Genomic DNA, 24,932 nt, shown 5'->3' with positions numbered 1-24,932 from the left:
CTCCTCTCCACTCGCACGTATCGGTTGTCTGACTTTTTCCGGGCTTGGCGCCCTCGGGACGGTGTCCCTTGTTGTTCTCGGGCCGGCACATCCTCACCGACTTCACCATCCCGGCTTCCACAATAGCACAGCTCGCTTGCGGCTCCGCGGCGCATCCGGTGCTTCGACGGCGTGACGGGTGCGTATGATGCTGCGCTGCAACAGCTTCGGTCGCTTCAGCGCAGCACCGGGCGGTCGGAGAGACCGCCACCGCTCGCAAGGCCGGTGGCGCCCGCCCCGCGGAAAGCCGCGCGCAGCAGCTGGTCCAGGCAATCCACCGCGGCCGCGAGCGCGTCCTCGAAGCGCGCTTCGCGGCAGGGCGTGGCGAGGCGATCGACCAGTGCCTGCCAGGCGGCGGGTTCGAGCTGGCGTGCGAGCGCACGATCCGCGACGATCTCGATGCGGTGCTCGGCGAGCAGCAGATAGACCAGCACGCCGTTGTTGTCCTCGGTGTCCCACACGCGCTGCTTGCCGAACAGCGTGATCGCGCGGTCGCGGATTACGCTCGCGAGCGCCTCGCGGCGCGCGAGGTGGCGCCAGAGGTAGCTCGGCGGCAGGCTGGCCTCGACGCACAGGCAGATCTGCCCGGTGTGGCCGGTCTCGCTTGAGCGAACACGCGCTTCCAGGCGGTCGAGCGCCGCCTCGCCGAGTGCGCGACGGGCGTCGTCGGCGTCGAGCCAGAGGTGGCGCAGGAGCCTGCGCAGTGTCTCCATCACCAGCTCCCCGAGGCGCCGCCGCCACCGAAACTGCCTCCGCCGCCGGAACGGAACCCGCCACCCCCGAGCCTGCCGCCGCCCAGGCCGCCGAGGCTGCCGCCGCGGATGACCGGCCCTCCGCCGCGATGCGGCGGACCGCCGCGACCGCCGCCGCCGATGCCGAGCGCGAGCACGAAGACCACGGCGAGCACGCCGCCGACGAGGGCGAGAAAGAGGCTGGCGGTAAGCAGATGCACGATGAGCCCGGTGACGGCGCCCGTCGCGAAGGCCCCGGGTTTGCGCCCGAGCATGCCCACCAGCACCGCGCCGAGAATCGGCACGCCGACGAAAAGCAGGGCGCCGAGGTCCTCGATGCCGGCGCCTCCGCCGCCGCGTGCGGCGGGTTCCGGCGCAGGCAGGTTCTCGCCGCGGATCAGCGCGGACAGGCCTCCCACACCGGCGTCGATGCCGCCGGCGAAGTCGCCACGGCGGAGGGCCGGCGTGATCGCGCCGTCGATGATGCGCCGGGCGGCGAGGTCGGGGATCGCGCCCTCGAGCGCACGGGCGACCTCGATGCGCACCTTGCGGTCGTCCTTCGCCACCAGCAGCAGCACGCCGTCGCCCACCTCGCGACGGCCGATCTTCCAGGCATCCGCGACACGGAAGGCGTAGGCGGCGATATCCTCGGGCGTGGTGCTGCGCACGAGCAGCACGGCGATCTGGCTGCCATGCGCGGCCTCGAAGGCGGCGAGCTTGCCCTCGAGCGCGCGCACCTGCGCCGCCGACAGCGTTGCGGTGAGGTCGGTCACACGCGCCTGCAGTGCCGGCACCGGCTGCAGCGGCTGGGCAAGCGCCAGCCCGGTCGCGAACAGTGCGGCGAGCGTCAGCAGCGCGCGCCAGAGCTGCTGCGCCATCGCTCAGCGTCCGCCCTGGCCACCGAAGTCGACCCGGGGCGGCGCCGAGATCGCGGCCTCGTCGGCCACCGTGAAGCCGGGTTTGGGCTGGTAGCCGAACACCATCGCAGTGAGGTTGGACGGGAAGCTGCGCGCCAGCACGTTGTATTGCTGGACGGCGTCGATGTAGCGGTTGCGCGCCACGGTGACGCGGTTCTCGGTGCCCTCGAGCTGTACGCGCAGGTCCTGGAAGCCCTGGTTCGCCTTGAGGTCGGGGTAGTTCTCGGCGACCGCGAGCAGACGCGACAGCGCGCTGCCGAGCTGGCCCTGTGCCTGCTGGAAGCGCTCCAGCGCCTGCGGGTCGTCGAGCATTCCGGGGGTGACCTGGATCGATGTGGCGCGGGCGCGCGCCTCGATCACGCGGGTCAGCGTCTCCTGCTCGAAGGCGGCTTCGCCCTTGACCGTCTCGACCAGGTTGGGTATGAGATCGGCGCGGCGCTGGTACTGGTTGAGCACCTCCGACCACGCGGCGCGGGTCTGTTCGTCGAGGCGCTGGAAGTCGTTGTAACCGCAGCCGGACAGGGTCAGCGAGGCGGCGAGGACGAGCGGTAGCGCGAGGCGGCCGAGGTGACGGAAAGGCCGACGAGCGGGGCGGGAATCCATTTCGCTTCTCCGGAAGATGCCGGTGAAAAGATCTTCACTCTAGCAGTGCGCACGGGGTTTTTGTCCTTGCTCAAGGATTCCGCCTGCGCGCGGTACTAGGATTCGCGAGCTGCGATTCCGGCCGCAGGTTCGAGACCGGACCCCCAATGGAAGATCCAAGATGTCCGATAACGCTGTTCACCCCTTCGATGCGCGCGGCGTTGCCAAGCGCTTCCGCCATGCCGCCATCTTCGGTGCGCTCGAGTCGCTCGAGGACGGCGAGGTCATGCGCTTCGTCAACGACCACGATCCGCTGCCGCTGCTGAACCAGATCCAGCAACGCTACGGCAACCAGGTCGGCATCCACTACGTCGCCCGCGAGCCGGGCAACATCGTCATCGACTTCACCATCCAGCTCGGCGCTCCGGCTGCGGTGGGTGCGCCCGCTGCCGCGGTCGCCGGTGGCGGCGGTTGCGGCGGCGGTGGCGGCCACGGCTGCTGCTCCTAAGCCTTTCCGTACTTGCGGAAGACCGCGCGGGCATCGGCCTGCGCGCGTTCCAGGGTGCATATCGACGGATCGTCGTCGTGCCCGCTGAAGAACCCGTCCTCCTGGGCGGCCATCACCAGCTTGATGGCCGCCTTTTCGCTCTGGTCGTAGCGCTCGTATAAAAGCGTGGCGACCTCGTCCAGGTGTTGCTCGTAAGTCATCGGCATCGCTCGCTCCCTTAGCGCATGGTGACGAATTCTTCGGCGCTGGTCGGGTGGATCGCGACCGTGTCGTCGAAGTCCGCCTTGCGCGCGCCCATCTTCACCGCCACCGCGAAGCCCTGCAGCATCTCGTCGGCGCCGTCGCCGATCACGTGGGCGCCGACGATGCGCTCGTCCGCGCCGACGCAGACCAGCTTCATCGAGGTCTTCGGACGGTGCTCGGTGAGCGCGTTATACATGGCGGTGAAGCGCGTGCTGTAGACCTTCACGTCGGCGAAGCGCTTGCGCGCCTCTTCCTCGGTGAGGCCGACGGTGCCGATGGCCGGGTGGCTGAACACCACGGTGGGGATGTTCTCGTAGTCCAGCTTGCTGTCGGACCCGCCGCGGAACAGGCGCAGCGCAAGCCGGCGACCCGCCGCGATCGCCACCGGGGTGAGCTCGGCGCGGCCGGTGATGTCGCCGATCGCGTAGATGCCGGGCACGTTGGTGTTCTGGAACGCGTCGGTGGGGATCGTACCCTTGGCGTCGGCCTCGATGCCGGCCGCGGCGAGTTGCAGGCGGTCGGTGTTGGGCTGGCGGCCTGTGGCCCACACCAGCGCGTCCACCTCGAGGCTGCCGGCCTCGCCGCAGTCGACGAGCAGGCTGCCGTCGGCCTGGCGCCGCAGCGCGCGCGCCCGGGTGCCGAAGCGAAGCGCGATGCCGTCCTCCTGCATCTGCGCGGCGAGTTCGTCGCGCAGCATGGCGTCGAAGGGGCGCAGCAGGCGATCGCCGCGCACGAGCATGGAGACCTCGCTGCCCAGGCCGTGGAAAACGCCGGCCAGCTCCACCGCGATGTATCCCGCGCCGACCACGGCGACGCGACGCGGCTGCGCCTCGAGGGCGAAGAAGCCGTCCGAATCGATGCCGAGCTCGGCGCCGGGCAGGTCGGGCAGGGCGGGGCGGCCGCCGGTGGAGATCACGATGTGGGGTGCGGTGAAGCGCTCGCCTTCGACCTCGACCACCCGCGGGCCGGAGAAGCGTGCGAAGCCGCGCTTCAGCTCGACGCCGGACTTGTCCAGCATGCCGGCGTAGATGCCGTTGAGGCGCTCGACGTAGGCATCGCGACGCTGCTTGAGCGTGGCCCAGTCGAAGCGCCCGGCGACCTCCGCGAAGCCGTATCCGGGGGCATCGCGCAGCGCCTGCGCGATGCCCGAGGCGTACCACATCACCTTCTTGGGCACGCAACCGACGTTGACGCAGGTGCCGCCGAGGCGGGCGGCCTCGATCAGCAGCACGCGCGCACCGTATTCCGCGGCGCGGCGGGCGGTGGCGACGCCACCGCTGCCGCCGCCGATGGCGATCAGGTCGTATTCCTTCATGGGTTCTCCCTTTCCGTGGGCGGCTGGCGGCCGCCTCGTTGTCGCGCTTGGTGGGGCGCGGCGCTCACAGCGCCTTCTCGATTGCCGCGATCACCTCGGGGGCGTCGGGCTTGGTGCGGCTGCCGAAGGCCGCCACCACGCGGCCGTTGCGGTCGATCACGTACTTGTGGAAGTTCCACTCCGGCGCCGCCGACTGGCGTGCGATCTCGCGGAACAAGGGATGCGCTTCGGTGCCGGTGACGTGGATCGGCGCGTACATGTCGAAGGTGACGCCGAAGTTCTGGAAGCAGACCTCGGCGGTCTCGGCCTCGTCGGCAGCCTCCTGGCGGAAGTCGTCGGACGGAAAGCCGGCGACCTTGAGCCCGCGCGCCTTGTAGCGCTGGTGCACCGCCTCGAGCTCGCGGAACTGCCGCGTGAAGCCGCAGTGGCTGGCGGTGTTGACCACCAGCACGGGCTGGCCGGCGTAGCGGTCTGCGAGCCGCACCGACTCGTCGGCGTACAGACGGCGCAGACTGTGGTCGTAGAGGCGCGTCATCGCATCGTCGGCAGCGCCGGCGTTGGGGGCGAGGGTGGCGAGCAGAACGGCGGGGGCGAGGGCACGGGCAAGACGGGCGAAGGACATGATCGGTCTCCTGGCAGGAACGGCAAGCGGTGGACCGGGCGATGCGCGATCGGTTCGCCTTGTGGGCGCGGCACGCGCAGCGAGGCACCGGACCCGCCTCGTGGCGGATCCGCGCCGGGGCTCAGAGGCGGCTGAGATCCTCGATCGCATCGACCACCATCCCGGTGCCGACACTGATCAGCAGGATGTCGGCGGCGACGCGGACGAAGCGATGACCTTCGGGCGGCATGCCGAGGCGTAGCACGATGTCGCCCGGCGCGTCGTACCACACCACGTCGCGCGGCAGCGGCGCGCCGATGCGCCACTTCTTCGCCTGTCCCGGCGGCATGCAGCCGTTGCCCTTCTTTGCCAGTCCGGGTGGGCAGTCGCCGGCACGGAAGCGGTCGCCGTAATACTGACGCACCACCTCGCGGTGACGGTCGGAGAAGTAGGCCGAAACGCGCGGTGACGAGCCGGCGCGGTCGGTGCGATGTTCGCGGTCGCGGTCCTGCTCGCGGCCGCGCGCCTGGCCACCGTCGCGGTCTCCACCGCGCCCGCGCGTCTCGTCGCCACGCACGTCCCGATTGCCCTGCTCGCTGCGTTTGTCGGGGCGCTTGTCGCCGCGTTCCTGGGGACCGCCGTGATCGGGTTTGCCGCCCTGGACGCGATCGGGTTTGCCGCCGCCGGCCCCGTCCGGCTTGTCGGCGAAGGCCGGGCCGGCGAGGAGCGCGGCGACGATCAGGCCGGCGGTGGCCTTGTGGCGAAGTTTGCCGATGTTCATCTTGTTCTCCCTTGTCGTTTGTGCCGTGGGGCGCGCGGGGGCGGCCAGCCAGCGAGGGACATCCCGCCGGCGACCCGTGCCTGCAGGATAGATCGCCACGGACGCGGCCCGCACGACGGCTTACCTCTTGTCACCAGCCGTCGATCCCGGATGCAAATGTGCGCTGCGTCGGACTGCAGACGCTTACAGCAGCGCCACGGCGTCCTTCTCGCCGCGCTCGTACACCACGTTGGCACGGCCTACCAGCAAGGGATCGAGCGGGCCGATGAGGGAGACATCCTTGTTGGCATAGGGCAGCTTGTGCAGCACGTAGCGCAGCGCGTTGAGGCGTGCTCGCTTCTTGCAGTCGGACTTGACTACGGTCCATGGCGCGTCGGCGGTGTCGGTGTAGAAGAACATCGCCTCCTTGGCCTTGGTGTATTCGTCCCACTTGTCGAGCGAGGCGAGGTCGATCGGCGACAGTTTCCACTGCTTGAGCGGGTGCGACTCGCGCTCCTTGAAGCGGCGACGCTGCTCCTCGCGGCTCACCGAGAACCAGAACTTGATCAGGTGGATGCCGCTGCGCACCAGGTTGCGCTCGAACTCGGGCACCTGGCGCATGAATTCGTTGTACTCGTCGGGCGTGCAGAAGCCCATGACGCGCTCGACGCCGGCGCGGTTGTACCAGGAGCGGTCGAACAGCACGATCTCGCCGGCGGTGGGCAGGTGCTGGATGTAGCGCTGGAAGTACCATTGGCCGCGCTCGAGCTCGGAGGGCTTCTCCAGCGCCACCACGCGCGCGCCGCGCGGGTTGAGGTGCTCCATGAAGCGCTTGATCGTGCCGCCCTTGCCGGCGGCGTCACGGCCCTCGAAAAGGATCACCACGCGCTGACCGGTCTCCTTGACCCAGGCCTGCAGCTTGAGCAACTCGACCTGCAGCCGGTACTTCTGCTTTTCGTAGGCCTTGCGCGACATCAGGTTGCGGTAGGGGTAGCCGCCCTTGCGCCAGTCGGGCGAGAGCTCGTCGTCCGGATGGGCGCCCGGCGCCTGCGGCAGGTCGGCGCGCATCAGCGCGCGGCGCAGCATGTGGATGTCGTCGGGCGAGGCGCCGTCGAGGATGGCCTCGAGCGCGTCCTCCCTTTTGGCCTGCGGATCCGCAGCCGCTCGGGCCAGGATGTCCTTGACCGCGACGAGCTTGGAGTCCTGCGCGGCGTCGATCGCCTGCTCGATCTCGAAGGCCTCGATGCCCGTGCTGCTGAAATCGGGCGCGGTGTCGCCGGCCGCGATCGGACGTGCGGGGCCGGCGGCCTTGGACTTCGCGCGCGCGGCGCCCGCGTCCTTGGCGCGCGGAGCCGTGCGCGGCTTCTTGCTGCGGGTGGAGGCGGTGTCCACTACGGGGACGGTTTCCTCGGTCTTGTTCATGATGACGCTTCTCCCTTGTCTGCACGAATTCTAATCCCGTGCCTTCCGCAGGGCACGCCCGTCGTGGGGTGCGACGGGTAGAATCGCGGACTCCGCCCGCGGCCGGGCGTGGCCCGGCAAAACGCAATCCGTTCTCGATCATGCCGCTGACCAAAGAAACCCGTTCCCTGCTCGACATGGCCTACCGTGTCGGCGCCCCCCGCTTCCACGAACTCGCGGTGGCGCAGGCGCGTCATTCGGCGCAGAAGCTGCACTTCGCCTTCCGGCCCGAGGCGCCGGCGGTGGCCTCCACCGCCGAGGTGCCGATCCCGCGCCCCGACACCTCGGCGCTGCTCGCCCGCCTGTACCGGCCCTTCGGCAGCCATATGGACGACCGTCTGCCGCTGGTGATCTTCGCGCACGGTGGAGGCTGGTGCATCGGCGACGTGGCGAGCTACGACGTGGCCTGCCGCGAACTCGCCAACGGCTCGGGTTGCGCGGTGCTGTCGGTGGAGTACCGGCTCGCGCCCGAGCATCCTTTCCCCGCCGCGCCCGAGGACATGCGCCTGGCCTTCGATTGGTCGGTCGACAACGCCGACCTGCTCGGCATCGACCCGGCGCGCATCGCCCTCGCCGGCGACAGCGCCGGGGGCAACCTGGCGATCGTCACCGCGCTCGCCCTGCGCGCGGCCGAGGTGAAGCCGGCCTTCCTGCTGCTGATCTACCCGAGCACCGAGATCCGCAGCGCGCGGCCCTCGCGCGAGCGCTACGCCGAGGGCTTCTTCCTCGATCGTGAGTCGCTGCAGTGGTTCTTCGAGCGCTACCTGCCCGGCGTCGATACCGAGGACTGGCGGGCGTCGCCGATGCGCGCGGCCTCGCTCGCCGGGCTGCCGCCGATGCAGGTGATCTGCGCGGAATGCGATCCGCTGGTGGACGACTGCCTGGCGTTCGTCGAGCGCGTGCGCAGCGAAGGCGGCGAGGTGGCGCTGCGTGTCTTCGAGGGCGTGGTGCATGGCTTCTACACCCTGGGCAAGCTCATCCCGGAGGCGCGCGAGGCCGTGGCGCTGTCGGCCGCGGCCTTGCGCTCCCACCTCGCGGAGTGCGCGCAGTCCTGAGCGGATCCGGCAGGCGGGCGTCCGCCGGGAACGGCCGGCCGCGGAGTTCAGCCGCAGGCGGCGGAGATCAGCTCCTGACGGCTGGCGCGGGCTTCGGACATCAGGGTGTCGAAGCCGTCGCGATCGAGTCCGTCCGCCACGCTCGCTTCGAGCAGTTCGCCGCGCTGGCGGCTGCCGAGCAGGGTGTCGAAGGGGTTGGGCGATTCGGCCGCGAGGGTGGCGAGGAAGACCACGTCGCCGAGCTCGGCCGGCGGCCACTCGGTGTTGGCGAAGGGGTCGGCGGCGCAGGCCGTGATGATGCGCTCGGGCATCTCCAGGGCTTCGAGCACGGCGTCGCGCACCGGCTCGTCCCAGGTGGTGACCACCTCGGCGAAGCGGCCCATGTCCCCTTCCAGCGCCGGGTAGCGCGCCGCGCGCGCAAGCAGGTAGAACTGGCCGATGTCGAGCATCAGGCCGGCGAGCATCGCGGCATCGGGGTCGGGGCGCTTGAGGTGGTGTGCGAAGGCGCAGGACCACGCCGCCACGTCGATCGAGTGCATCCACAGGCCGCTGGCGATCAGGCGCATCTGGCGCGAGCGGTGGTCGCGCGCGAGCTGCTCGGCGGCGACCGCGAAGGCGAGGCAGCGCAGCGTGGACAGGCCGATGCGCTGGATCGCATCGCTCAGGCTGGTGATCTGGCCGCGGTAGGGGTTCAGCGTCAGCGTGTTCGCCATGCGGATGACCTTGGCCGCAAGCAGGGGCTCGGTCTGCACCGCGCCCGCGATCTGCGCGAGGGAGGTCTCCGGGGCGTCAGCCAGCTTCTGGACGCGCACCGACAGGTCGAATACGGTGGGAAAGCTCGTCACGCCTTCGCGCAGCTCCTGCTGCACCTGTTCGGCGAAGGCTTCGAATTGGGTGTCGAAAGAGCTCATGGGCCGGTTCCGTTCGTGTGATCGTCGCAGTCTATGCGCATGCTGGCCGGCGTGCGCGTGCATATCCCACGAACGACCGTCGCTTCAGGGCTGGGTGAGGCGGACGTGGCCGTTCTCCAGCGCCTCGACCTGGGCGAGCGTGCACACCGGCACGCCGAGGGCCTCGATGGCGGCGTGGCCGTGCTTGAAGCGCTTCTCGACGATGAAGCTCGCGCACAGCACCTCGGCGCCGGCCTCGCGCGCCATCTCGACCAGGGCCACCGCGGTGCGGCCGTTGGAGAGGAAATCGTCGACGATGACGACGCGGTCGGTGGGCACGATGTAGCGCTGCGACAGCACGAGCTTGGTCTCGCCGCCCTTGGTGGGCGAGGGGATCACGCGCGCGATCGCGGGGGATTCGACCTCGGGCGCGTACTTCTTCGCATACACCAGCGGCACGTCGAGGGCCTGGGCGACCACCAGTCCGGGGGCGATGCCGCTGGCCTCGGCGGTGAGCACCACGCTGGGTTCGAAGCGTGCCAGGCGCTTCGCGAGCTCCTGGCCCATCTCGGTGATGAAGCTGGGTTCGATGCGGTGGTTGAGGAAGTGGTCGATCTTGAGGATCTGGTCGCCGATGACGGTGGCTTCGGCTTCGATACGGCGCACGAGCGGGCCGTAGGGGCGGATGAGGTCGGGATCGGGAAGCATGCGCGGGTCCGTAAACGGGAACGCCCCCGGGCCGGGGGCAGGACGGGCGGATTCTAGCCGAAGGCAGCGTGCTTGACCTCCAAGCCTCGCGCTCGATCGTGACCGCGGCTTCGATCCGGTGGCGGCGCCGGGCGGCCGCTCGCGGCCCGCGCGCGCGGCCCGTCGCCGGCGCTCCGGGCTGCCCGCGTCGGCCTCAACCCGGGCGCCCTGCAGGAGCGACGCGAGTCGCGATCTTGCCATTCCGCCCGTTACCGCGCCCGATGGAGGGGCTGAGCCGCCGCGTTCGCGACTCGCGTCGCTCCTGCGATGAGCCGGCGCGGCGCCGGCTCGAGTGCCCGCGGCCTTTCGGGCTAGAATCGCCCCCGTTCCCGATCTGCGAAAACCATGAACGACGAAGACTACATGCGCGCTGCGCTCGAGCAGGCGCGCGCGGCCGGGGCCGCGGACGAGGTGCCGGTGGGCGCGGTGGTGGTGTGCGGGGGCGAGATCGTCGGCCGCGGCTTCAACCAGCCGATCGGGCGCCACGACCCTACCGCGCACGCCGAGATCATGGCGCTGCGCGACGCCGCGGCGCACCTCGGCAACTACCGCCTGCCCGGCTGCGAGCTCTACGTCACTCTGGAGCCCTGCGCGATGTGCTCGGGTGCGATCATGCACGCCCGCATCGCGCGCGTGGTGTTCGGTGCGCGCGACCCCAAGACCGGTGTCGCCGGCAGCGTGCTCGATCTCTTCGCCGAGCCGCGCCTCAACCATCACGCCACCATCGAGGGCGGACTGCTCGCCGACGAGTGCGGGCGCATGTTGTCGAGCTTCTTCGCCGCCCGCCGCGGGCGCACGCTGGTGGCCTGAATGCACCTCCGCGTGGACCTCGGCCGGCAGTGCCTGGAGCTCTTCGGCGCCGACGGCGCCTGCATCCGCCGCTACGCGGTGTCGACCGGCGAACGCGGTGCGGGCGAGCGCAGCGGTAGCCTGTGCACGCCGCGCGGCCGCCACCGTATCCGTGCGCGCATCGGCGCGGGCGCACCGGCGGGTGCGGTGTTCCGCGGGCGCAGGCCGACCGGCGAGGTGTGGACGGCGGAGTTCGCGGCCGCCCACCCGGGGCGCGACTGGATCCTGTCGCGCATCCTGTGGCTGTGCGGCGAGGAGCCTGGGCGCAACCGCGGTGGCGAGGTCGACACCATGCGGCGCTACATCTACCTGCACGGCACCGGCGACGACCAGCCCATGGGCGTTGCGCGCTCGCACGGCTGCGTGCGCATGCGCAACCACGACATCATCGAGCTGTTCGAGCTCGTGCCGGCGGGCACGGTGGTGGAGATCGTCGAATGAAGGGCGTGCGGATCGAGGTGGTGGGCTGGGACGAGGCCGAGGCGCGGGTGATGCCGGTGCGTACCGGGGTCTTCGTGGTGGAGCAGGGCGTGCCCGAGGAGATCGAGCGTGACGCCTTCGACGCGGTGTGCCGGCACGCGATCGCGCACGATGCCGAGGGACGGGTGATCGCCACCGGGCGCCTGCTGCCCGACGGTCACATCGGCCGCATGGCGGTGCTGCGTGAGGCGCGCGGCGCCGGGGTGGGCGGGGCGGTGCTGCAGGCGCTGATCGCCGAGGCGGCGCGGCGCGGGCTGAACGAAGTCGCGCTCAATGCGCAGACCCACGCGCTCGACTTCTACCTGCGCCACGGCTTCGAGCCGGTGGGCGAGGTCTTCATGGAAGCGGGCATTCCCCACCGCGCGATGCGGCGGCCGGTGTAGCGGCCGCGCACGCGAGCGCATTGCGCGCGGCGTTCAGGTCGTGCCGGCGCCGAACGCGTGCTCGACCCGGCTGCGCAGTTCCCCATCGGCGTCCCAGGTCCATTCGACGAGGCGGGTGCGGCCCTTGCGATCGCGCAGCACCACGCTGCTGCAGCGCGTGCCGTAGCCGGGTGCGCGGATGAAGGCGGGCGACAGCCAGCGCTCCCACTCCAGGCTTACGCCGGTCGCGGGCAGGTGCGGGTCGGGCGCGGGCGTGGGGTCGCGCAGCAGGCCGAGGAGGCCGGCGACGAGCGCATCCTCCGTCGCCGCGGCCGGGCCTGACGTCGGCAGCGCCTCGAGCTTGCCGGCGAGTGCTGCGCGCGTCTTCACCAGCTTGGGCCAGGGGCTGTCGAGCAAGTGGTTGGACAGGCCGTAGTATCCCGGCTCCAGCATGCGCAGCCCGCCGGTGGTGCTCTCGAGCACGCCGAGCCGGTCGGCGTCGCCCACCAGCAGGTTGAAGGCGGCGTAGTTGCCCGCGCTCGCCTGCACGGCCTGCAGCGTGGCGGGCGCCGGGCGGACATCCTCGAGCGCCTCGCGCACCAGGGCGCCGCGCGAGGGCGCGCCGGCGATGTGGCGGCTGGGGTCGCGGTAGTTGGTCAACGCGGCGAAGCGGCCGCCGCGCGTAAGGCCCATCCAGGTGCCGCCGGCCTCGAGGTCGCGGCCGGCGAGCAGCTCGGGTGCGTCCACCCACCAATGCGCGGGCGCGGCGGGGCGCGCAAGATATTCGTCGCGATTGGCCGCGACCACCAGCGGATAGTCGGGATGCGCCTGCCAGGCGAAGACGATCAGGCACATGGCTACGCGCCTCGGCGAGTACGACCAGGCCCCCGGGCCCGGTCGCGGTGCCCGTCAGGCGAGCGCATACGGCAGGTCGAGCAGGTCTGCGCGCGGCCCGTCGGGCGCGCCGACACGGATCTCGCCGGCTTCCGCGCTGCTCGACTGGATCACCGCGAGCGCCTCGACGCCACCGTCGGCGGTCGGTGCGACGTTGACCAGCTTGCCGGCGGACTGCTCGCCGAAGTCTGGCGCATAGACGTCGGTGCCGGGCGCGGCCGTGCTGCCGGCGGGCAGGGCGAGGCGGTAGGTGCGCTTCTTGAGCTTGCCGAGGTACTGGGTGCGCGCGACGATCTCCTGGCCCGGATAGCAGCCCTTGTGGAAGTCCACCCCGCCGATGAGCTCGTAGTTGAGCATCTGGGCGACGAACTCTTCCTGGGTGGGCGCGGTGACCAGCGCCAGGCCGGCGCGGATCATGCCGAGGTGCCAGGCCGCGGTGCCGGCACGCAGCGCGCCGGCGGCGACGAGCGCGTCGAACAGCGCCGGGGCGGCGTCGGTGGCGACGGCGAGCACCAGGCGCTGCGCGCCGAGGCGGATGCAGCGCACGCCCGCGGCCGATACCGCCTGGCGCATGTCCTCGGCGGGCAGCGCGGCGCCTGCCGCCTGCGCGATCGCCACGGCCTGCGGACCGGCGAGGCCGATCAGCGCGACCTCGGCGCTGGCGTCGGCGAGCTTGACCTTGCTGCGCAGCACGTACATCGAGAACTTCTTCAGGAACGCGGGCAGGATGTCTGCCGAGAGCGCGAGCGCATGGCCGCCCTCCTCGGTCCACACCAGGAAGCTGGCGATCATCCGCCCCTTGGGCGAATTGAAGCTGTTCCACGCCGCGGTGTCGGCTTCCATGTGCTTGACGTCGTTCGACACCAGGTTGTGCAGGAAGGCGGCGGAATCCGGGCCCTGCGAGCGGATCGTGCCCAGGTGCAGCAGCGGCACCGCGATGGTGGCGGTCTCGGTCGCGCGCGCTTCGTCGGCGGGCGAGGCGAAGGCGATGGAGCGGGCGGTTTCGTCGAGCGTGGCGCCCATGCGGGCGAGGTGTTCGGTCCAGGCAGTCATGGTCTCGGTTCGGGCAGTCTCGGAAGGGATTCGGGGGCGCGCCGCAGGAGGGGGAGGGCACGTGCTGCGGTATTATAAGCGCCCTCCCCGTGGCGGTCGCCCCTCGCGCCGACAGGGATTTAGCCGGCTCTTCCCCCTCCGATGAAGCGTTTTCTCCCCCGCCTGCTCCTGCTGCTCGCCGTGCTTGCCATCCTTGCCGCGATGATCGCGGCGACGGGCTGGTGGTATGCGCACCGGCCTCTCGCGCTCGCCGCCGAGCGGGTGGATTTCACCGTGGCCCGCGGCATGGGCATGCGCCAGGCCGCCGCCGCCATCGAGCGCGCCGGCGTGGGCGTGGATGCGCGCCTGCTCGCGCTGCTCGCGCGTCTGACGAAGCGCGACGCCCGCATCAAGGCCGGCAGCTACGAGGTGCACGCCGGCATCACGCCCTGGCAGCTCATCCTCAAGCTCTCCGACGGCGACGTCACGCAGGGCGAGCTGTTGCTGGTCGAGGGCTGGACCTTCCGCCAGGTGCGCCAGGCGCTGGAGTCCCATCCGGATCTGGAAGCCGACACCGCCGGGCTGGGCGAGGCGGAGATCCTCGCGCGCATCGGCGCGAGCGCGCAGAACGCCGAGGGCCTCTTCTTCCCCGATACCTATCTGTTCGACAAGCGCTCGGGCGCGCTCGCCGTGCTGCGACGCGCGCACGAGGCCATGCAGGCCCGCCTCGACAAGGCCTGGGCCGAGCGCGACCCGGCCACGCCGCTGGCCTCGCCCTACGAGGCGCTGATCCTCGCCTCGATCGTCGAGAAGGAGACCGGCCGCCCCGAGGACCGCGCCCTGGTCGCCTCGGTGTTCGCCAACCGGCTGCGCATCGGCATGCGTCTGCAGACCGACCCCACGGTGATCTACGGCCTCGGCCCCGAGTTCGACGGCCGCCTGCGCCGGGCGCATCTCGATGCCGACCACCCGTGGAACACCTACACCCGTGCCGGCCTGCCGCCGACGCCGATCGCGATGCCGGGCGAGGCTGCGCTGCGCGCTGCGCTCAAACCCGAGAAGAGCGACTTCCTTTATTTCGTCGCGCGCGGCGACGGCAGCAGCGAGTTTTCGCGCGACCTCGCGGCGCACAACCGCGCCGTCGATAAATACATCCGCAACGGAGGTGGGGGATGAGCCGGATGCCGCCGCGCCTGCCCGAAACCGACATGATCGAGAACGCACCCTCCGCCGTGCCCGCGAGCGCAGCCGCGCCCGCCCGCGGCCGCTTCATCACCTTCGAAGGCATCGACGGTGCCGGCAAGAGCAGCCAGATCGCCGCCGTGGTGGCGTTGCTGCAGGCCGCAGGCCGCGACGTCGACCAGACCCGCGAGCCCGGCGGCACGGCGCTCGGAGAACGCCTGCGCGAGCTGCTGCTGCACGAGCCGATGCACCTCGAGACCGAGGCCATGCTGATGTTCGCCGCGCGCCGCGAGCATCTGGCTGCGCGCATCGAGCCCGCGCTCGCCGCCGGGCGCTGGGTGGTGTGCGACCGCTTCTCCGATGCCACCTTCGCCTATCAGGTGGGGGGGCGCGGGCTCGACCGCGCCAAGTTCGACGCGCTTGAGGCCTGGGTGCATCCCGGCCTGCAGCCCGACCTCACCCTGGTGTTCGACCTCGATCCGGCGCTCGCCGCCGCGCGCGTCGCCTCCACCGGGGTCGATCCCGACCGCTTCGAGCGCGAGCAGCGCGACTTCTTCGAGCGCGTGCGCGCCGCCTACCTCGAACGCGCCCGCCTGGCGCCGCTGCGCATTTGCGTGATCGATGCCGCGCGCTCGCCGGAGGCGATCCGCGCCGACATCGAGCGCGTCGTGCGCGAGCGCTTCTTCTCATGATCCACCCCTGGCTGCAATCGACGTGGACGCGGCTCGTCGAGCTGGGCGAACGCCTGCCGCACGCGCTGCTCTTCGTCGGCCCCGCAGGCCTGGGCAAGCGCGCGCTCGCCGAGGCGCTGGCGGCGCGCCTGCTGTGCGACGCCCCCGGTGCCGACGGCCACGCCTGCGGGCAATGTGAGCCCTGCCTGTGGCGGCTCTCGGGCAACCACCCCGACCTGCACCGAGTCGTGCCCGAGGCCGAGACCGCCGCGGCGGAGGGCGAGGGCGACGGCGAGGCGCCCGGCAAGGCGGCCTCCACGCAGATCCGCATCGACCAGGTCCGCGCGCTGCAGGGCGCGCTCGCCGTCACCGGCCACCATGGCTCGCGCCGCGTCGTGCTGCTCGATCCGGCCGAGGCGATGAACGGCGTCACCGCCAACGCGCTGCTCAAGCTGCTTGAGGAGCCACCAGAGGGCTGCATCTTCGTGCTCGTGTCCTCCGCGCCGCGCATCCTGCTGCCCACCATCCGCAGCCGCTGCCAGCAGTGGCATTTCAGCCGTCCCGACGCAGCTGCGCTGGCGCGCTGGGGCGCGCATGCCGCCGCCGATGCGCGTGCGCTGCTGGCGCTGGGCGGCGGCATGCCGCTCGCCGCCGAGCGCCTCGCGCAGGGTGGCGGCGCGGCGATGCACGCGCGCTTCGTGCGCGATATCGCCGGCCTGCAAGGCGCCGACGCGCTGCGCCTGGCCGGGCAGTGGGAGGCCTGGCTGCGCTCGAAGGATGCGCTCGCTGCCGGCTTCGGCCTGCCCGAGCTCACCGACTGGATGCAGCGCTGGGTGAGCGACCTCGCCGCGCTGCGCCTGGGTGGCCGGGTGCGCTTCTTCCCCGCGCAGGAGGGCGTGCTCGCCGCGCTGGCCAGCCGCATGAGCGTGGCCGCGGCGAGCGCCTGCTACAATGAAGTCGCCCAGATCCGCAAGGTGTCGCGCCATCCGCTGAGCCTGCGGCTGGTGCTGGAGGACATGCTGATGCGCTACGCCCGTGCCGTCGCCGGAGCCCGAGGATGACCCAAGCCGCTCGACCAGCGGTCAGCCGCCCGAGCGTGCTGTCGCTCAACATCAGCTCCAAGTCGGCGCTCTACGCGGCCTACATGCCCTTCCTGGCCAACGGCGGGATCTTCGTGCCCACGCCCAAGAGCTACAAGCTGGGCGACGAGGTCTTCATGCTGCTGCAGCTCATGGACGACGCCACCCGCCATCCGGTCGCGGGCACCGTGGTGTGGATCACGCCGGACGGCGCGCAGGGCGGCAAGACCCAGGGCATCGGCGTGCAGTTCTCGCCCGACGAGTCCAGCCGGGTGCTGCGCGACCGCATCGAGAAGGTGCTCGCCGGCCATCTCGGCTCGAGCCGGCCCACGCACACGCTCTGAGCGCGCCGGCAAGGGCAGGGCCCGCTTCGCGTCGCGCGCTGCCGAGTTCAACAACGCCGACTTCATCAAACCATTCCAGGACCCGGATGTTCGTCGATTCACACTGTCATCTCGATTTTCCCGGCCTCGCCGAGCGCGAGGACGAGATCCTCGCCACCATGGCGGCCAACGGCGTCGGCACCGCGCTGTGCATCGGCGTACGGCTGGAGGAATTCCCGCGTGTGCGTGAGCTCGCCGAGCGCCACGCCCACCTGTGGGCCTCGGTCGGCGTGCATCCGGACAATGCCGATTGCGAGGAGCCGGACGTCGCCCGCCTCGTCGCGCTCGCGGACCACCCGCGCGTGGTGGCGATCGGCGAGACCGGGCTGGACTATTACTGGCACAAGGACGCGCCCGAGTGGCAGCGGGAGCGCTTTCGGGTGCACATCCGCGCGGCGCGTGCGACGGGCAAGCCGCTGGTCGTCCACACCCGCAACGCCGCCGCGGACACCCTGCGCCTGATGCGCGAGGAGGGGGCCGGCGAGGCCGGCGGAGTGATGCACTGCTTCACCGAGAGCTGGGAGGTGGCCGAGGCTGCGCTCGAGCTCGGCTTCTACATCTCGTTCTCGGGCATCGTGAGCTTTCGCAACGCGAAGGAGCTCAAGGAGGTTGCCCGCCGCGTGCCGCTCGAGCGCCTGCTGATCGAGACCGATTCCCCCTATCTCGCCCCGGTGCCGCACCGCGGCAAGACCAACGAGCCCGGCTGGGTCGTCCATGTCGCCGAGGAGATCGCCCGCCTGCGCGAGCTCCCGCTGGCGCAGGTCGAGCAAGCCACCACCGACAACTTCTTCCGTCTCTTCCGCCATGCACAAAGACCTGCCTGATCTCCGCACGCCCTCCCGCACTCCGGTACATGGGCTGCGCCGCCTCGTCCTCGCCGCGGCCTTCGTCGCCGGCGGCCTGGCTTCGCATGCCGCGCTCGCCGCCACCCTCGACGACGCGCTCTCCGCCGCCAGCATGGGCGACGCGAAGGAACTCGTCAGCCTGATCCAGCGCGGCCTCGACCCCGATACCGTCGACGCGCAGGGCAACACCTTGCTGATCCTCGCCGCGCGCGAGGGCCACACCGCGGCCGTGGAGGCGCTGGCGAAGAACCGCGCCCGCCTCGACTACCGCAACCCGGCGGGCGACTCCGCGCTGATGCTGGCCGTGCTGCGCGGCCACGAGGACGTTGCACGCGCGCTCATCAAGGCCGGCGCCGTGGTTGCGCACGACGGCTGGGCGCCGCTGCACTACGCCGCCTTCGAGGGCCGCGACAAGCTGATCGCCGACATCCTCGCCGCCGGCGCCGACGTCAATGCACCCGCGCCCAACAAGGCCACGCCGCTGATGCTGGCGGCGCGCAACGGCCACATCGACGTGGTCCGCCGCCTGCTCGCGCTGCCACAGACCGATCTCAACGCGCTCAACGACGCCGGCCTTTCGGCCGACGCCTGGGCGCTGCAGAACAACAACACCAACATCGCCGAACTGATCCAGGCCGAGCGCAAGCGCCGCGGCATCCGTCCGCCGGCGATGAAGATCACGATCGAATGATTCCCCATCCGGGCGGCCGTCGCGCCGCCTGCGCTCCAATCCATCAGGAAACGAAATGAGCAGCCTGCCCAGGTGCCCCGCCTGCAATTCCGAATACACCTACGAGGACGGCGACAACTTCGTCTGCCCCGAATGCGCCCACGAATGGCCGAAGCTCGCTGCAGCCGAGGCCACCGAGGCGCACAAGGTGTGGAAGGACGCCAACGGAAACGTGCTTCAGGACGGCGACAGCGTCACCGTGATCAAGGACCTCAAGGTCAAGGGCTCGTCCCTGGTCGTCAAGGTCGGCACCAAGGTGAAGAACATCCGCCTGGTCGAGGGCGACCACGACATCGACTGCAAGATCGACGGCATCGGCGCGATGAAGCTGAAGTCGGAGTTCGTGAAGAAGAATTGATCGGTCGTCAGGAAACGCTCCGCAACCGCGCCGGTCTTGTAGGAGCGACGCAAGTCGCGATCGCACGGCACGGTGGTGAGGGGCGTGGGGGAGGGCGGAGACGCTGCAATCGCGATTTGCGTCGCTCCTGCAGCGCGCCACGGACATAACGCACGCGCACCCATGCCCTCAGACCGCGTTCAGTCGCGGAATTTCGGTGGCTGCTTGGTGAGGCCTGCGCGGATCGCCGCCTGCAGGTCGTCGGACAGCAGCATCGCGGCGTTCCAGGTGGCGACGCGGTCGAGACCGTCGGCGACGCTGTGGTCGCGGGCGTGGTTGAGCATGTCCTTGGTGCCGCGGATCGCCAGCGGCGACTTGGCGGCGATGGCTTGCGCGAGCTGCATCACCCCCTCCATCAGGGCCTCGGGCGTGTCGAAGACCCGATTCACCAGGCCGATCCGCCCGGCCTCCGCGCCGTCCACCCGGCGCCCGGTGTAGGCGAGCTCGCGCACCATGCCTTCGCCGATCAGGCGTGGCAGGCGCTGCAGGCTGCCGACGTCGGCGACCATGCCGAGGTCGACCTCCTTGACCGAGAAATACGTCCCCGCCGCGCAGTAGCGCATGTCGGCGCAGGCCACCAGGTCCACGCCGCCGCCCACGCAGGCGCCGTGGATGGCGGCGAGCACCGGCTTGCGGCAGCGCTCCAGGCTGGTGAGCGTGTCCTGCAGGTCGAGGATCAGGTTGCGCAGGTTCTCGCGCGTGCGCGCCTCGCAGGCGTCCTTCACCATGGGCAGGATGCCCATCATCATCTGCAGGTCGATGCCGGCGCAGAAGTTGGCGCCGGCGCCGTGCAGCACCGCCACGCGCACCGCGGGCGTGCGATCCACCCACTGCATCGCGGCGCGCAGGTCCTGCCACATCTGCAGGTTCATCGCGTTGGCCTTGTCGGGGCGGTTCAGCGTCACCAGCGCGACCTGGCCATCGAGGCCGATGCGCAGGGTGTCGAACTGCGGCAGGGGGATGCCGGCGCCGCCGGGAGAGGCGGGGAGCTGGCCGGCGAGCAGTGCAGGGGCGGATGCCGCCTTCTCGATGCTGGCCGCCAACTCGATGCCCTGCTTGATCGCGCGCTTGGCGTCGAGCTCGGCGGCCACGTCCGCGCCGCCGATCAGATGCACCCGCATGCCGGCCTCGACCAGCGCGGCCTGCAACTCGCGCTGCGGCTCCTGGCCGGTGCACAGGATCACGTTGTCGACCGCCAGCACCTCGTCCTTGCCGCCGATGCTCACGTGCAGGCCGGCGTCATCGATGCGGCGGTAGGTGACGCCCGCGATCATCCGCACGCCGCGGTTCTTCAGCGCGGTGCGGTGGATCCAGCCGGTGGTCTTGCCCAGGCCCTCTCCGACCTTGCTCGCCTTGCGCTGCAGCAGCACGATCTCGCGCGGCGCGGTTTCGAGCTGGGGGCGGGTGAGCCCGCCGCGGTTCGCATAGCGCGCGTCGATGCCCCATTCGGCGTAGAACTTCGCCGGCGCGAGGCTGGGGCTGATCCCCTCGTGGCTCAGGTACTCCGCGACGTCGAAGCCGATGCCGCCCGCGCCCAGGATGGCGACGCGACGGCCGACGGGCTTGCTGTCCCGCAGCACGTCGAGGTAGCCGAGCACCTTGGGATGATCCACGCCCTCGATCTCCGGCACGCGCGGCACGATGCCGGTGGCGAGCACGACCTCGTCGAACTTCCCGGCCAGCTCGGCGGCCGAGACGCGGGTGTTCAGCTTCAGCGCGACCCCGGTCTGTTCGATGCGGCGCCCGAAGTAGCGCAGGGTCTCGGCGAATTCCTCCTTGCCCGGGATCTGCATCGCGATGTTGAACTGCCCGCCGATGCGCGCCCCGGCCTCGAACAGCACGACCTTGTGCCCGCGCTCGGCGGCGGTGGTGGCGAAGGCCAGGCCCGCCGGGCCGGCGCCGACCACCGCGATCCTGCGCGGGGCCGTGGTCGGCTCGATCACCAGCTCGGTCTCGTGGCAGGCGCGCGGGTTCACCAGGCAGGAGGTGATCTTGCCGGCGAAGGTATGGTCCAGGCAGGCCTGGTTGCAGGCGATGCAGGTGTTGATGTCGGCGCCACGGCCTTCCGCAGCCTTGCGCACGAAGTCCGGGTCGGCCAGGAAAGGCCGCGCCATCGACACCATGTCGGCCTTGCCCTCGGCGAGGATGCTCTCGGCGATTTCGGGCGTGTTGATGCGGTTGGTGGCGATCAGCGGGATGCCGACATGGTCCTTGAGTTTCTGCGTCACCCAGGCGAAACCGGCGCGCGGCACGCAGGTGGCGATGGTGGGGATGCGCGCCTCGTGCCAGCCGATGCCGCTGTTGATCAGCGTGGCGCCGGCGGCCTCGATCGCCTGCGCGAGCTGCACCACCTCCTCGAAGGTGGAGCCGTCCTCGACCAGGTCGAGCAGCGACAGGCGGAAGATGAGGATGAACTCGCGCCCGAGGCGCGCGCGCGTGCGGCGCACGATCTCGGTGGCGAAGCGGATGCGGTTCTCGAAGGCGCCGCCCCATGCGTCCGTGCGCTTGTTGGTATGGGCGACGATGAACTCGTTGATCAGGTAGCCCTCGGAGCCCATGATCTCGACGCCGTCGTAGCCGCCTTCGCGGGCGAGTTCGGCGCAGCGTACGAAGTCCTCGATCGTGCGCTCGACGTCGGCGGCGGAGAGTTCCCGCGGTACGAAGGGCGCGATCGGGGCCTGGATCGGGCTCGGTGCGACCAGCTCGGGGTGATAGGCGTAGCGGCCGAAGTGCAGGATCTGCAGCGCGATCTTGCCGCCCTCGCGGTGCACCGCGTCGGTGATCACGCGATGGCGGGCCGCCTCTTCGGAAGTCGTCAGCGTGGCGCCGCCGCTCCACGGCCGGCCCTCGAGGTTGGGGGCGATGCCGCCGGTGACGATCAGCCCTACGCCGCCGCGCACCCGCTCGGCGTAGAACGCGGCCATGCGCTCGACCCCCCCCTCGGCCTCTTCCAGGCCGACATGCATCGAGCCCATCAGGAAGCGGTTGGGCAGGGTGGTGAAGCCGAGGTCCAGGGGACGGAACAGGTTCGGATAGGTGGCCATCGTCTCGCTCGCGGATTTTTATCGGGGCTGGTCGCATGGCCGGGCGGCAGGGGAGGGGCTGCCCCGCGCGCGGGAGAGGGGAGGGAGAGACGCGCGGGGCAGGGGCAGGCCTGCGCCGCCCACCGGCCGTCCGACTATGCAACCAGTTGCAGGACTGTAGAAGATTCGCGCCAACTATGCAACGCGTTGCATGCTCCTGCTGCGCGCGGCTAGACTTCGTGCATGTCGCTCGCCCATGCCCTGCTCACCTCGCTGCTCGAACAACCCTCGTCCGGCTACGAGCTCGCACGGCGTTTCGACAAGTCCATCGGCCACTTCTGGCAGGCCACGCATCAGCAGATCTACCGCGAGCTCGGCCGCATGGAGAAGGCGGGGTGGATCCGCTCCGACGCCGACCCCGACGCCGGCCGCACCCGCAAGCGCAGCTACAGCGTGCTGCCCACCGGGCGCGACGAGCTGATGCGCTGGGCCGCCGAGGCCTCGCCCCTGCCCGAGTTGCGCGACGAGTTCATGGTCCGCCTGCGCGCCGACGCGGTCACCGGGCCGCTCGGCCTGCTGCCCGAACTCGATCGCCGTCGCGCGCTCCACGCCGACAAGCTGCGCGCCTATCGCGCCATCGAGGCGCGCGACTTTCCCGCCGAGGTCGAGCCCACCCGCCAGCGGCGCATCCACCACCTCATCCTGAAGGCCGGCATCCAGTACGAGCAGGGCTGGATCGCCTGGTACGACGAAGCCATCGGCGTGCTGGGGGAATGAGCGCCGCGCGGCGGACGCGCGTCGCTCAGGGCTGCACGCCGCTGCGCAGCATGTCGACCATCGCGTCGGCGATCTCGCGCGGCGAGCGCTTGCCCTCTCGGTACCAGAGATAGACCCAGTTCATCCCGCCCAGCAGGAACAGGCGCAGCAGCGAGCGATCGGTTCCCGCGCGCAGGGGCAGGGCGTCGATCAGTGTCTTGAACACGGTCTCGTAGGCGGCACGATGGGGACGGATCTCGTTGAGCAGCTCGTCGTTCTGCGCGGTCGCCAGGTTGCTCCCCGCCAGGCGATCCACCGAGGTGCCCCCAACGATGCCTTCGACGTGGGCTTCGCAGGCGCGCCGCAGGCATTCCCAGGGATCGCCACCGCTCGCGGCCGCTTCACGGACGCGCTCAAGCGTGTGCTCGAAGCCCTCGCGATGAACGGCGAGGAAGAGCTCGCGCTTGGACGGGAAGTAGTGATAGACCGAGCCGGGCAGCAGGCCGACGTTGCGTGCGATGTCGCGGATCGAGGTGCGGTCGTAGCCCTCTGCGGAGAACAGGCGTGCAGCTGCATCCAGGATCAGCCGGCGGCGCTCGGTCGGCTCCTGCTCTTTGCCCGCTCCGTCCTCCGCCTGCTCGCCGCGCGCCAGGCGCTCGGTGAGCAGGCCGCGCTCGAGCAGGCGGCGCTGCGCCTCCGTCAGTGCCTCCGCGCCCCTGCCTTCCTCCAGCGCGTGCAGGCGCTTCACCGCAGTCTCGAGGCCGTGCTTCTGCCAGAGGTAGCGCACGCCCGAGGGCGAGATCCGCAGGCCTTCGCTGCGGAGCCGTTCCGCCACCGCGACCTGGCCGAGCTCGGGCGCCTCGCGCGCGAGCTGGAGGATCGCGGCCTCCGTGTCGGTCATGGGCGCCATTGCGGCGCCGTCGGGTCGTGCTGCGTTCATGGGGGTTTCGTTTCGGGTCGTGTCTCTCATCCGGAGCGGATTTTCCGCCGCATCGCAGCGAAAAGCGAGCTCAACGCGCGGCTTCGTGGCCCTGGGGGACGGCTGGATGTTCCGGTAGATGATGCCCGAAGGTCAATCGAAAAAGTAATTGAACAAGTGTTTGACAAGGTAGTTAGTGAAGCGATATCTTGCGCACAGCCTAGAAGAGCTGCAGTCCCGCGAGAGAGCAGCCGACTTTCCGCCGGCCCTTGCCGTAGCGGTCACCACACCAGCCAATTGGAGGAAACATGAAACTCGCCAAGCTCGTCGTCGCGCTCTCCGCCACCTTCACCCTCAGCTCCGCTGCGTTCGCCGACATCACCATCGGGGTCTCGCTCTCGGCCACCGGCCCGGCCGCCTCGCTCGGCATCCCCGAGAAGAACGCCTTCGCCCTGCTGCCGACCGAGATCGGCGGCGAAAAGGTCAAGCTGGTCGTGCTGGACGACGCCACCGATCCCACCGTGGCCACCAAGAATGCCCGCCGCCTGGTCACCGAGGACCGCGTGGATGCGATCATCGGTTCGTCCAGCACCCCGGCCACCGCCGCGATGGCCGAGGTGGCGCACGAGACCAAGACCCCGCTGGTGACGATGAGCCCGGTGTCCCTGCCGGTCGAGCGCAACGAGTGGGTCTTCCGCACGCCGCAGCAGAACGAGGTGATGGCGAGCGCGCTGGTCGAGCACATGAAGTCCAAGGGCTACAAGACGCTCGGCTTCATCGGCTTCTCGGACGCCTACGGCGAGGACTGGCTGAACTCGGTGACCAAGCACGCCGGGGCGGCCGGTATCCAGCTCACCGTGGTCGAGCGCTACAACCGCAACGACACCTCGGTGACTGGCCAGGTGCTCAAGCTCACCACGGCGCGCCCGGATGCCGTGCTGGTCGCCGGTTCGGGCAGCCCCGCCGCGCTGCCGCAGGGCGCGCTGGTCGAGCGCGGCTACAAGGGCCAGATCTACCAGACCCACGCCGCCGCCAACCAGGCCTTCCTCGGCGTTGCCGGCAAGGCGGCCGAGGGCGCGATCCTCCCGGTGGGGCCGGTCTCGGTCGTCAGGCAGCTTCCCGACAGCCATCCCTCCAAGGCCTCCGGTGTCGATTTCGTCACGAAGTACGAGGCCCAGTACGGCGCGGGCAGCTTCTCCGCCTTTGCCGGCTATGCCCACGACGCCTTCCGCCTGATCGAGGCCGCAGTGCCCGCGGCAAAGGCCAAGGGCGCGCCCGGTACCGCCGAGTTCCGCGCCGCGCTGCGCGATGCGCTCGAGGCGAGCAAGGAGGTGGTGGGCGTGCATGGGGTGTTCAACATGACCCCGAACGACCACTTCGGCCTGGACGACCGTTCCCGCGTGCTGATCCGCATCGAAGGCGGCGCCTACAAGCTGGTCGCGCAGTAAGTGCGAGCCGCCGCGACGCTAAAAGGAGGAGAC

Annotated in this window: 28 protein-coding genes; 14 read left to right on the top strand and 14 right to left on the bottom strand. The window is 70.7% G+C overall.

Annotated features, from left to right (window positions below; all coding sequences use genetic code 11):
* Positions 1-215: 215 nt before the first annotated feature.
* From ACZ5PP_RS04365 to ACZ5PP_RS04355, 3 genes are read right to left on the bottom strand one after another with little or no spacing between them, the layout of a single operon-like run.
* Complete coding sequence (locus ACZ5PP_RS04365) at positions 216-752, bottom strand: TPM domain-containing protein (RefSeq protein WP_004321069.1); 537 nt, start codon at positions 750-752, stop codon at positions 216-218.
* Positions 752-1,648: a TPM domain-containing protein gene (locus tag ACZ5PP_RS04360; protein WP_012585539.1), complete on the bottom strand. Its 897-nt coding sequence runs from the start codon at positions 1,646-1,648 to the stop codon at positions 752-754. The genes ACZ5PP_RS04365 and ACZ5PP_RS04360 overlap by 1 nt, the downstream gene beginning before the upstream one ends.
* 3 nt (positions 1,649-1,651) lie before the next feature.
* A complete protein-coding gene (locus ACZ5PP_RS04355) occupies positions 1,652-2,290 on the bottom strand; it encodes a LemA family protein (RefSeq protein ID WP_004323016.1) in 639 nt (212 codons plus the stop codon).
* Between the two features lie 160 nt (positions 2,291-2,450).
* Here ACZ5PP_RS04355 and ACZ5PP_RS04350 point away from each other — a divergent pair, with 160 nt between their 5' ends.
* The gene (locus ACZ5PP_RS04350; protein WP_004323015.1) at positions 2,451-2,777 is read left to right on the top strand and encodes a DUF2249 domain-containing protein; all 327 of its coding nucleotides are present in this window, start codon (positions 2,451-2,453) and stop codon (positions 2,775-2,777) included.
* On the opposite strand, the gene ACZ5PP_RS04345 is transcribed toward ACZ5PP_RS04350, so the two are convergent.
* The 5 genes from ACZ5PP_RS04345 to ppk2 all read right to left on the bottom strand — a co-directional run bounded on the left by ACZ5PP_RS04345 (position 2,774) and on the right by ppk2 (position 7,118).
* Complete coding sequence (locus tag ACZ5PP_RS04345; protein ID WP_004323014.1) at positions 2,774-2,983, bottom strand: hypothetical protein; 210 nt, start codon at positions 2,981-2,983, stop codon at positions 2,774-2,776. The genes ACZ5PP_RS04350 and ACZ5PP_RS04345 overlap by 4 nt on opposite strands.
* Positions 2,984-2,994: 11 nt before the next feature.
* Positions 2,995-4,335: a glutathione-disulfide reductase gene (gene gorA, locus ACZ5PP_RS04340; RefSeq protein ID WP_004323013.1), complete on the bottom strand. Its 1,341-nt coding sequence runs from the start codon at positions 4,333-4,335 to the stop codon at positions 2,995-2,997.
* Between the two features lie 64 nt (positions 4,336-4,399).
* The gene (locus ACZ5PP_RS04335; RefSeq protein ID WP_043745706.1) at positions 4,400-4,957 is read right to left on the bottom strand and encodes a glutathione peroxidase; all 558 of its coding nucleotides are present in this window, start codon (positions 4,955-4,957) and stop codon (positions 4,400-4,402) included.
* A 121-nt stretch (positions 4,958-5,078) separates the two neighbouring features.
* Positions 5,079-5,717 (bottom strand): hypothetical protein, encoded by a 639-nt coding sequence (locus tag ACZ5PP_RS04330; RefSeq protein WP_004323011.1) that lies wholly within the window; start codon positions 5,715-5,717, stop codon positions 5,079-5,081.
* Between the two features lie 183 nt (positions 5,718-5,900).
* Positions 5,901-7,118, bottom strand: a complete 1,218-nt coding sequence (gene ppk2 / locus ACZ5PP_RS04325; RefSeq protein WP_012585538.1) for a polyphosphate kinase 2 — start codon at positions 7,116-7,118, stop codon at positions 5,901-5,903.
* 140 nt (positions 7,119-7,258) lie between these two features.
* Here ppk2 and ACZ5PP_RS04320 point away from each other — a divergent pair, with 140 nt between their 5' ends.
* The gene (locus ACZ5PP_RS04320) at positions 7,259-8,212 is read left to right on the top strand and encodes an alpha/beta hydrolase (protein WP_012585537.1); all 954 of its coding nucleotides are present in this window, start codon (positions 7,259-7,261) and stop codon (positions 8,210-8,212) included.
* Between the two features lie 47 nt (positions 8,213-8,259).
* Here the strand turns inward: ACZ5PP_RS04320 and ACZ5PP_RS04315 are convergent, their stop codons facing one another.
* Entirely contained in the window at positions 8,260-9,123 is an 864-nt protein-coding gene (locus tag ACZ5PP_RS04315) for an HDOD domain-containing protein (protein WP_004323005.1), read from the bottom strand.
* Positions 9,124-9,207: 84 nt separating this feature from the next.
* Complete coding sequence (gene xpt / locus ACZ5PP_RS04310; RefSeq protein WP_004323003.1) at positions 9,208-9,810, bottom strand: xanthine phosphoribosyltransferase; 603 nt, start codon at positions 9,808-9,810, stop codon at positions 9,208-9,210.
* Positions 9,811-10,194: 384 nt separating this feature from the next.
* Between xpt and tadA the strand changes: the two genes are divergently transcribed.
* Genes tadA through ACZ5PP_RS04295 form a run of 3 tightly spaced genes read left to right on the top strand, consistent with a single transcriptional unit; the run spans position 10,195 to position 11,561 of the window.
* Positions 10,195-10,659 carry a tRNA adenosine(34) deaminase TadA gene (gene tadA / locus ACZ5PP_RS04305; RefSeq protein WP_004327619.1) on the top strand — a complete coding sequence of 155 codons (465 nt, stop codon included), beginning with the start codon at positions 10,195-10,197 and terminating at the stop codon, positions 10,657-10,659.
* The gene (locus ACZ5PP_RS04300; protein ID WP_004327621.1) at positions 10,660-11,139 is read left to right on the top strand and encodes a L,D-transpeptidase; all 480 of its coding nucleotides are present in this window, start codon (positions 10,660-10,662) and stop codon (positions 11,137-11,139) included.
* Positions 11,136-11,561, top strand: a complete 426-nt coding sequence (locus tag ACZ5PP_RS04295) for a GNAT family N-acetyltransferase (RefSeq protein WP_004327623.1) — start codon at positions 11,136-11,138, stop codon at positions 11,559-11,561. Before ACZ5PP_RS04300 ends, ACZ5PP_RS04295 begins: the two co-directional genes overlap by 4 nt.
* Before the next feature lie 33 nt (positions 11,562-11,594).
* Here the strand turns inward: ACZ5PP_RS04295 and ACZ5PP_RS04290 are convergent, their stop codons facing one another.
* Together ACZ5PP_RS04290 and ygfZ are read right to left on the bottom strand one after the other, a co-directional pair.
* Positions 11,595-12,395: an NRDE family protein gene (locus tag ACZ5PP_RS04290; protein WP_464826795.1), complete on the bottom strand. Its 801-nt coding sequence runs from the start codon at positions 12,393-12,395 to the stop codon at positions 11,595-11,597.
* 54 nt (positions 12,396-12,449) lie between these two features.
* Positions 12,450-13,487, bottom strand: coding sequence for a CAF17-like 4Fe-4S cluster assembly/insertion protein YgfZ (gene ygfZ, locus ACZ5PP_RS04285; RefSeq protein WP_464826794.1), 1,038 nt, complete (start codon positions 13,485-13,487; stop codon positions 12,450-12,452).
* A 141-nt stretch (positions 13,488-13,628) separates the two neighbouring features.
* Between ygfZ and mltG the strand changes: the two genes are divergently transcribed.
* The 7 genes from mltG (at position 13,629) to ACZ5PP_RS04250 (ending at position 18,714) form a co-directional block, all read left to right on the top strand.
* The gene (mltG, locus tag ACZ5PP_RS04280) at positions 13,629-14,642 is read left to right on the top strand and encodes an endolytic transglycosylase MltG (RefSeq protein WP_004327765.1); all 1,014 of its coding nucleotides are present in this window, start codon (positions 13,629-13,631) and stop codon (positions 14,640-14,642) included.
* Positions 14,639-15,340: a dTMP kinase gene (tmk, locus tag ACZ5PP_RS04275; RefSeq protein WP_004327763.1), complete on the top strand. Its 702-nt coding sequence runs from the start codon at positions 14,639-14,641 to the stop codon at positions 15,338-15,340. Before mltG ends, tmk begins: the two co-directional genes overlap by 4 nt.
* Complete coding sequence (holB, locus tag ACZ5PP_RS04270; protein WP_012585535.1) at positions 15,337-16,380, top strand: DNA polymerase III subunit delta'; 1,044 nt, start codon at positions 15,337-15,339, stop codon at positions 16,378-16,380. Before tmk ends, holB begins: the two co-directional genes overlap by 4 nt.
* Complete coding sequence (locus ACZ5PP_RS04265) at positions 16,377-16,742, top strand: PilZ domain-containing protein (protein WP_273421966.1); 366 nt, start codon at positions 16,377-16,379, stop codon at positions 16,740-16,742. Before holB ends, ACZ5PP_RS04265 begins: the two co-directional genes overlap by 4 nt.
* Positions 16,743-16,828: 86 nt before the next feature.
* Entirely contained in the window at positions 16,829-17,605 is a 777-nt protein-coding gene (locus ACZ5PP_RS04260) for a TatD family hydrolase (RefSeq protein WP_464826793.1), read from the top strand.
* On the top strand, positions 17,586-18,317 hold the full coding sequence (locus tag ACZ5PP_RS04255; protein WP_464826792.1) for an ankyrin repeat domain-containing protein: 732 nt from the start codon (positions 17,586-17,588) through the stop codon (positions 18,315-18,317). Before ACZ5PP_RS04260 ends, ACZ5PP_RS04255 begins: the two co-directional genes overlap by 20 nt.
* A 55-nt stretch (positions 18,318-18,372) precedes the next feature.
* Complete coding sequence (locus tag ACZ5PP_RS04250; protein ID WP_004306142.1) at positions 18,373-18,714, top strand: zinc ribbon domain-containing protein YjdM; 342 nt, start codon at positions 18,373-18,375, stop codon at positions 18,712-18,714.
* Between the two features lie 179 nt (positions 18,715-18,893).
* Here ACZ5PP_RS04250 and ACZ5PP_RS04245 read toward each other — a convergent pair whose 3' ends face one another.
* Positions 18,894-21,797 carry a crotonase/enoyl-CoA hydratase family protein gene (locus tag ACZ5PP_RS04245; protein WP_464826791.1) on the bottom strand — a complete coding sequence of 968 codons (2,904 nt, stop codon included), beginning with the start codon at positions 21,795-21,797 and terminating at the stop codon, positions 18,894-18,896.
* Between the two features lie 222 nt (positions 21,798-22,019).
* Between ACZ5PP_RS04245 and ACZ5PP_RS04240 the strand changes: the two genes are divergently transcribed.
* Positions 22,020-22,553 (top strand): PadR family transcriptional regulator, encoded by a 534-nt coding sequence (locus ACZ5PP_RS04240; RefSeq protein WP_464826790.1) that lies wholly within the window; start codon positions 22,020-22,022, stop codon positions 22,551-22,553.
* A 25-nt stretch (positions 22,554-22,578) separates the two neighbouring features.
* On the opposite strand, the gene ACZ5PP_RS04235 is transcribed toward ACZ5PP_RS04240, so the two are convergent.
* Positions 22,579-23,472 (bottom strand): TetR/AcrR family transcriptional regulator, encoded by an 894-nt coding sequence (locus ACZ5PP_RS04235; protein ID WP_144312164.1) that lies wholly within the window; start codon positions 23,470-23,472, stop codon positions 22,579-22,581.
* A gap of 287 nt (positions 23,473-23,759) precedes the next feature.
* On the opposite strand from ACZ5PP_RS04235, the gene ACZ5PP_RS04230 reads away from it, so the two are divergent.
* Positions 23,760-24,899, top strand: a complete 1,140-nt coding sequence (locus ACZ5PP_RS04230; RefSeq protein WP_273421974.1) for an ABC transporter substrate-binding protein — start codon at positions 23,760-23,762, stop codon at positions 24,897-24,899.
* Positions 24,900-24,932 lie beyond the last annotated feature (33 nt).

The organism is Thauera sp. DNT-1, assembly GCF_055393985.1.
The sequence above is the reverse complement of the archived record's forward strand: the minus strand, read 5'-3'. Positions and strand labels throughout refer to the sequence as shown.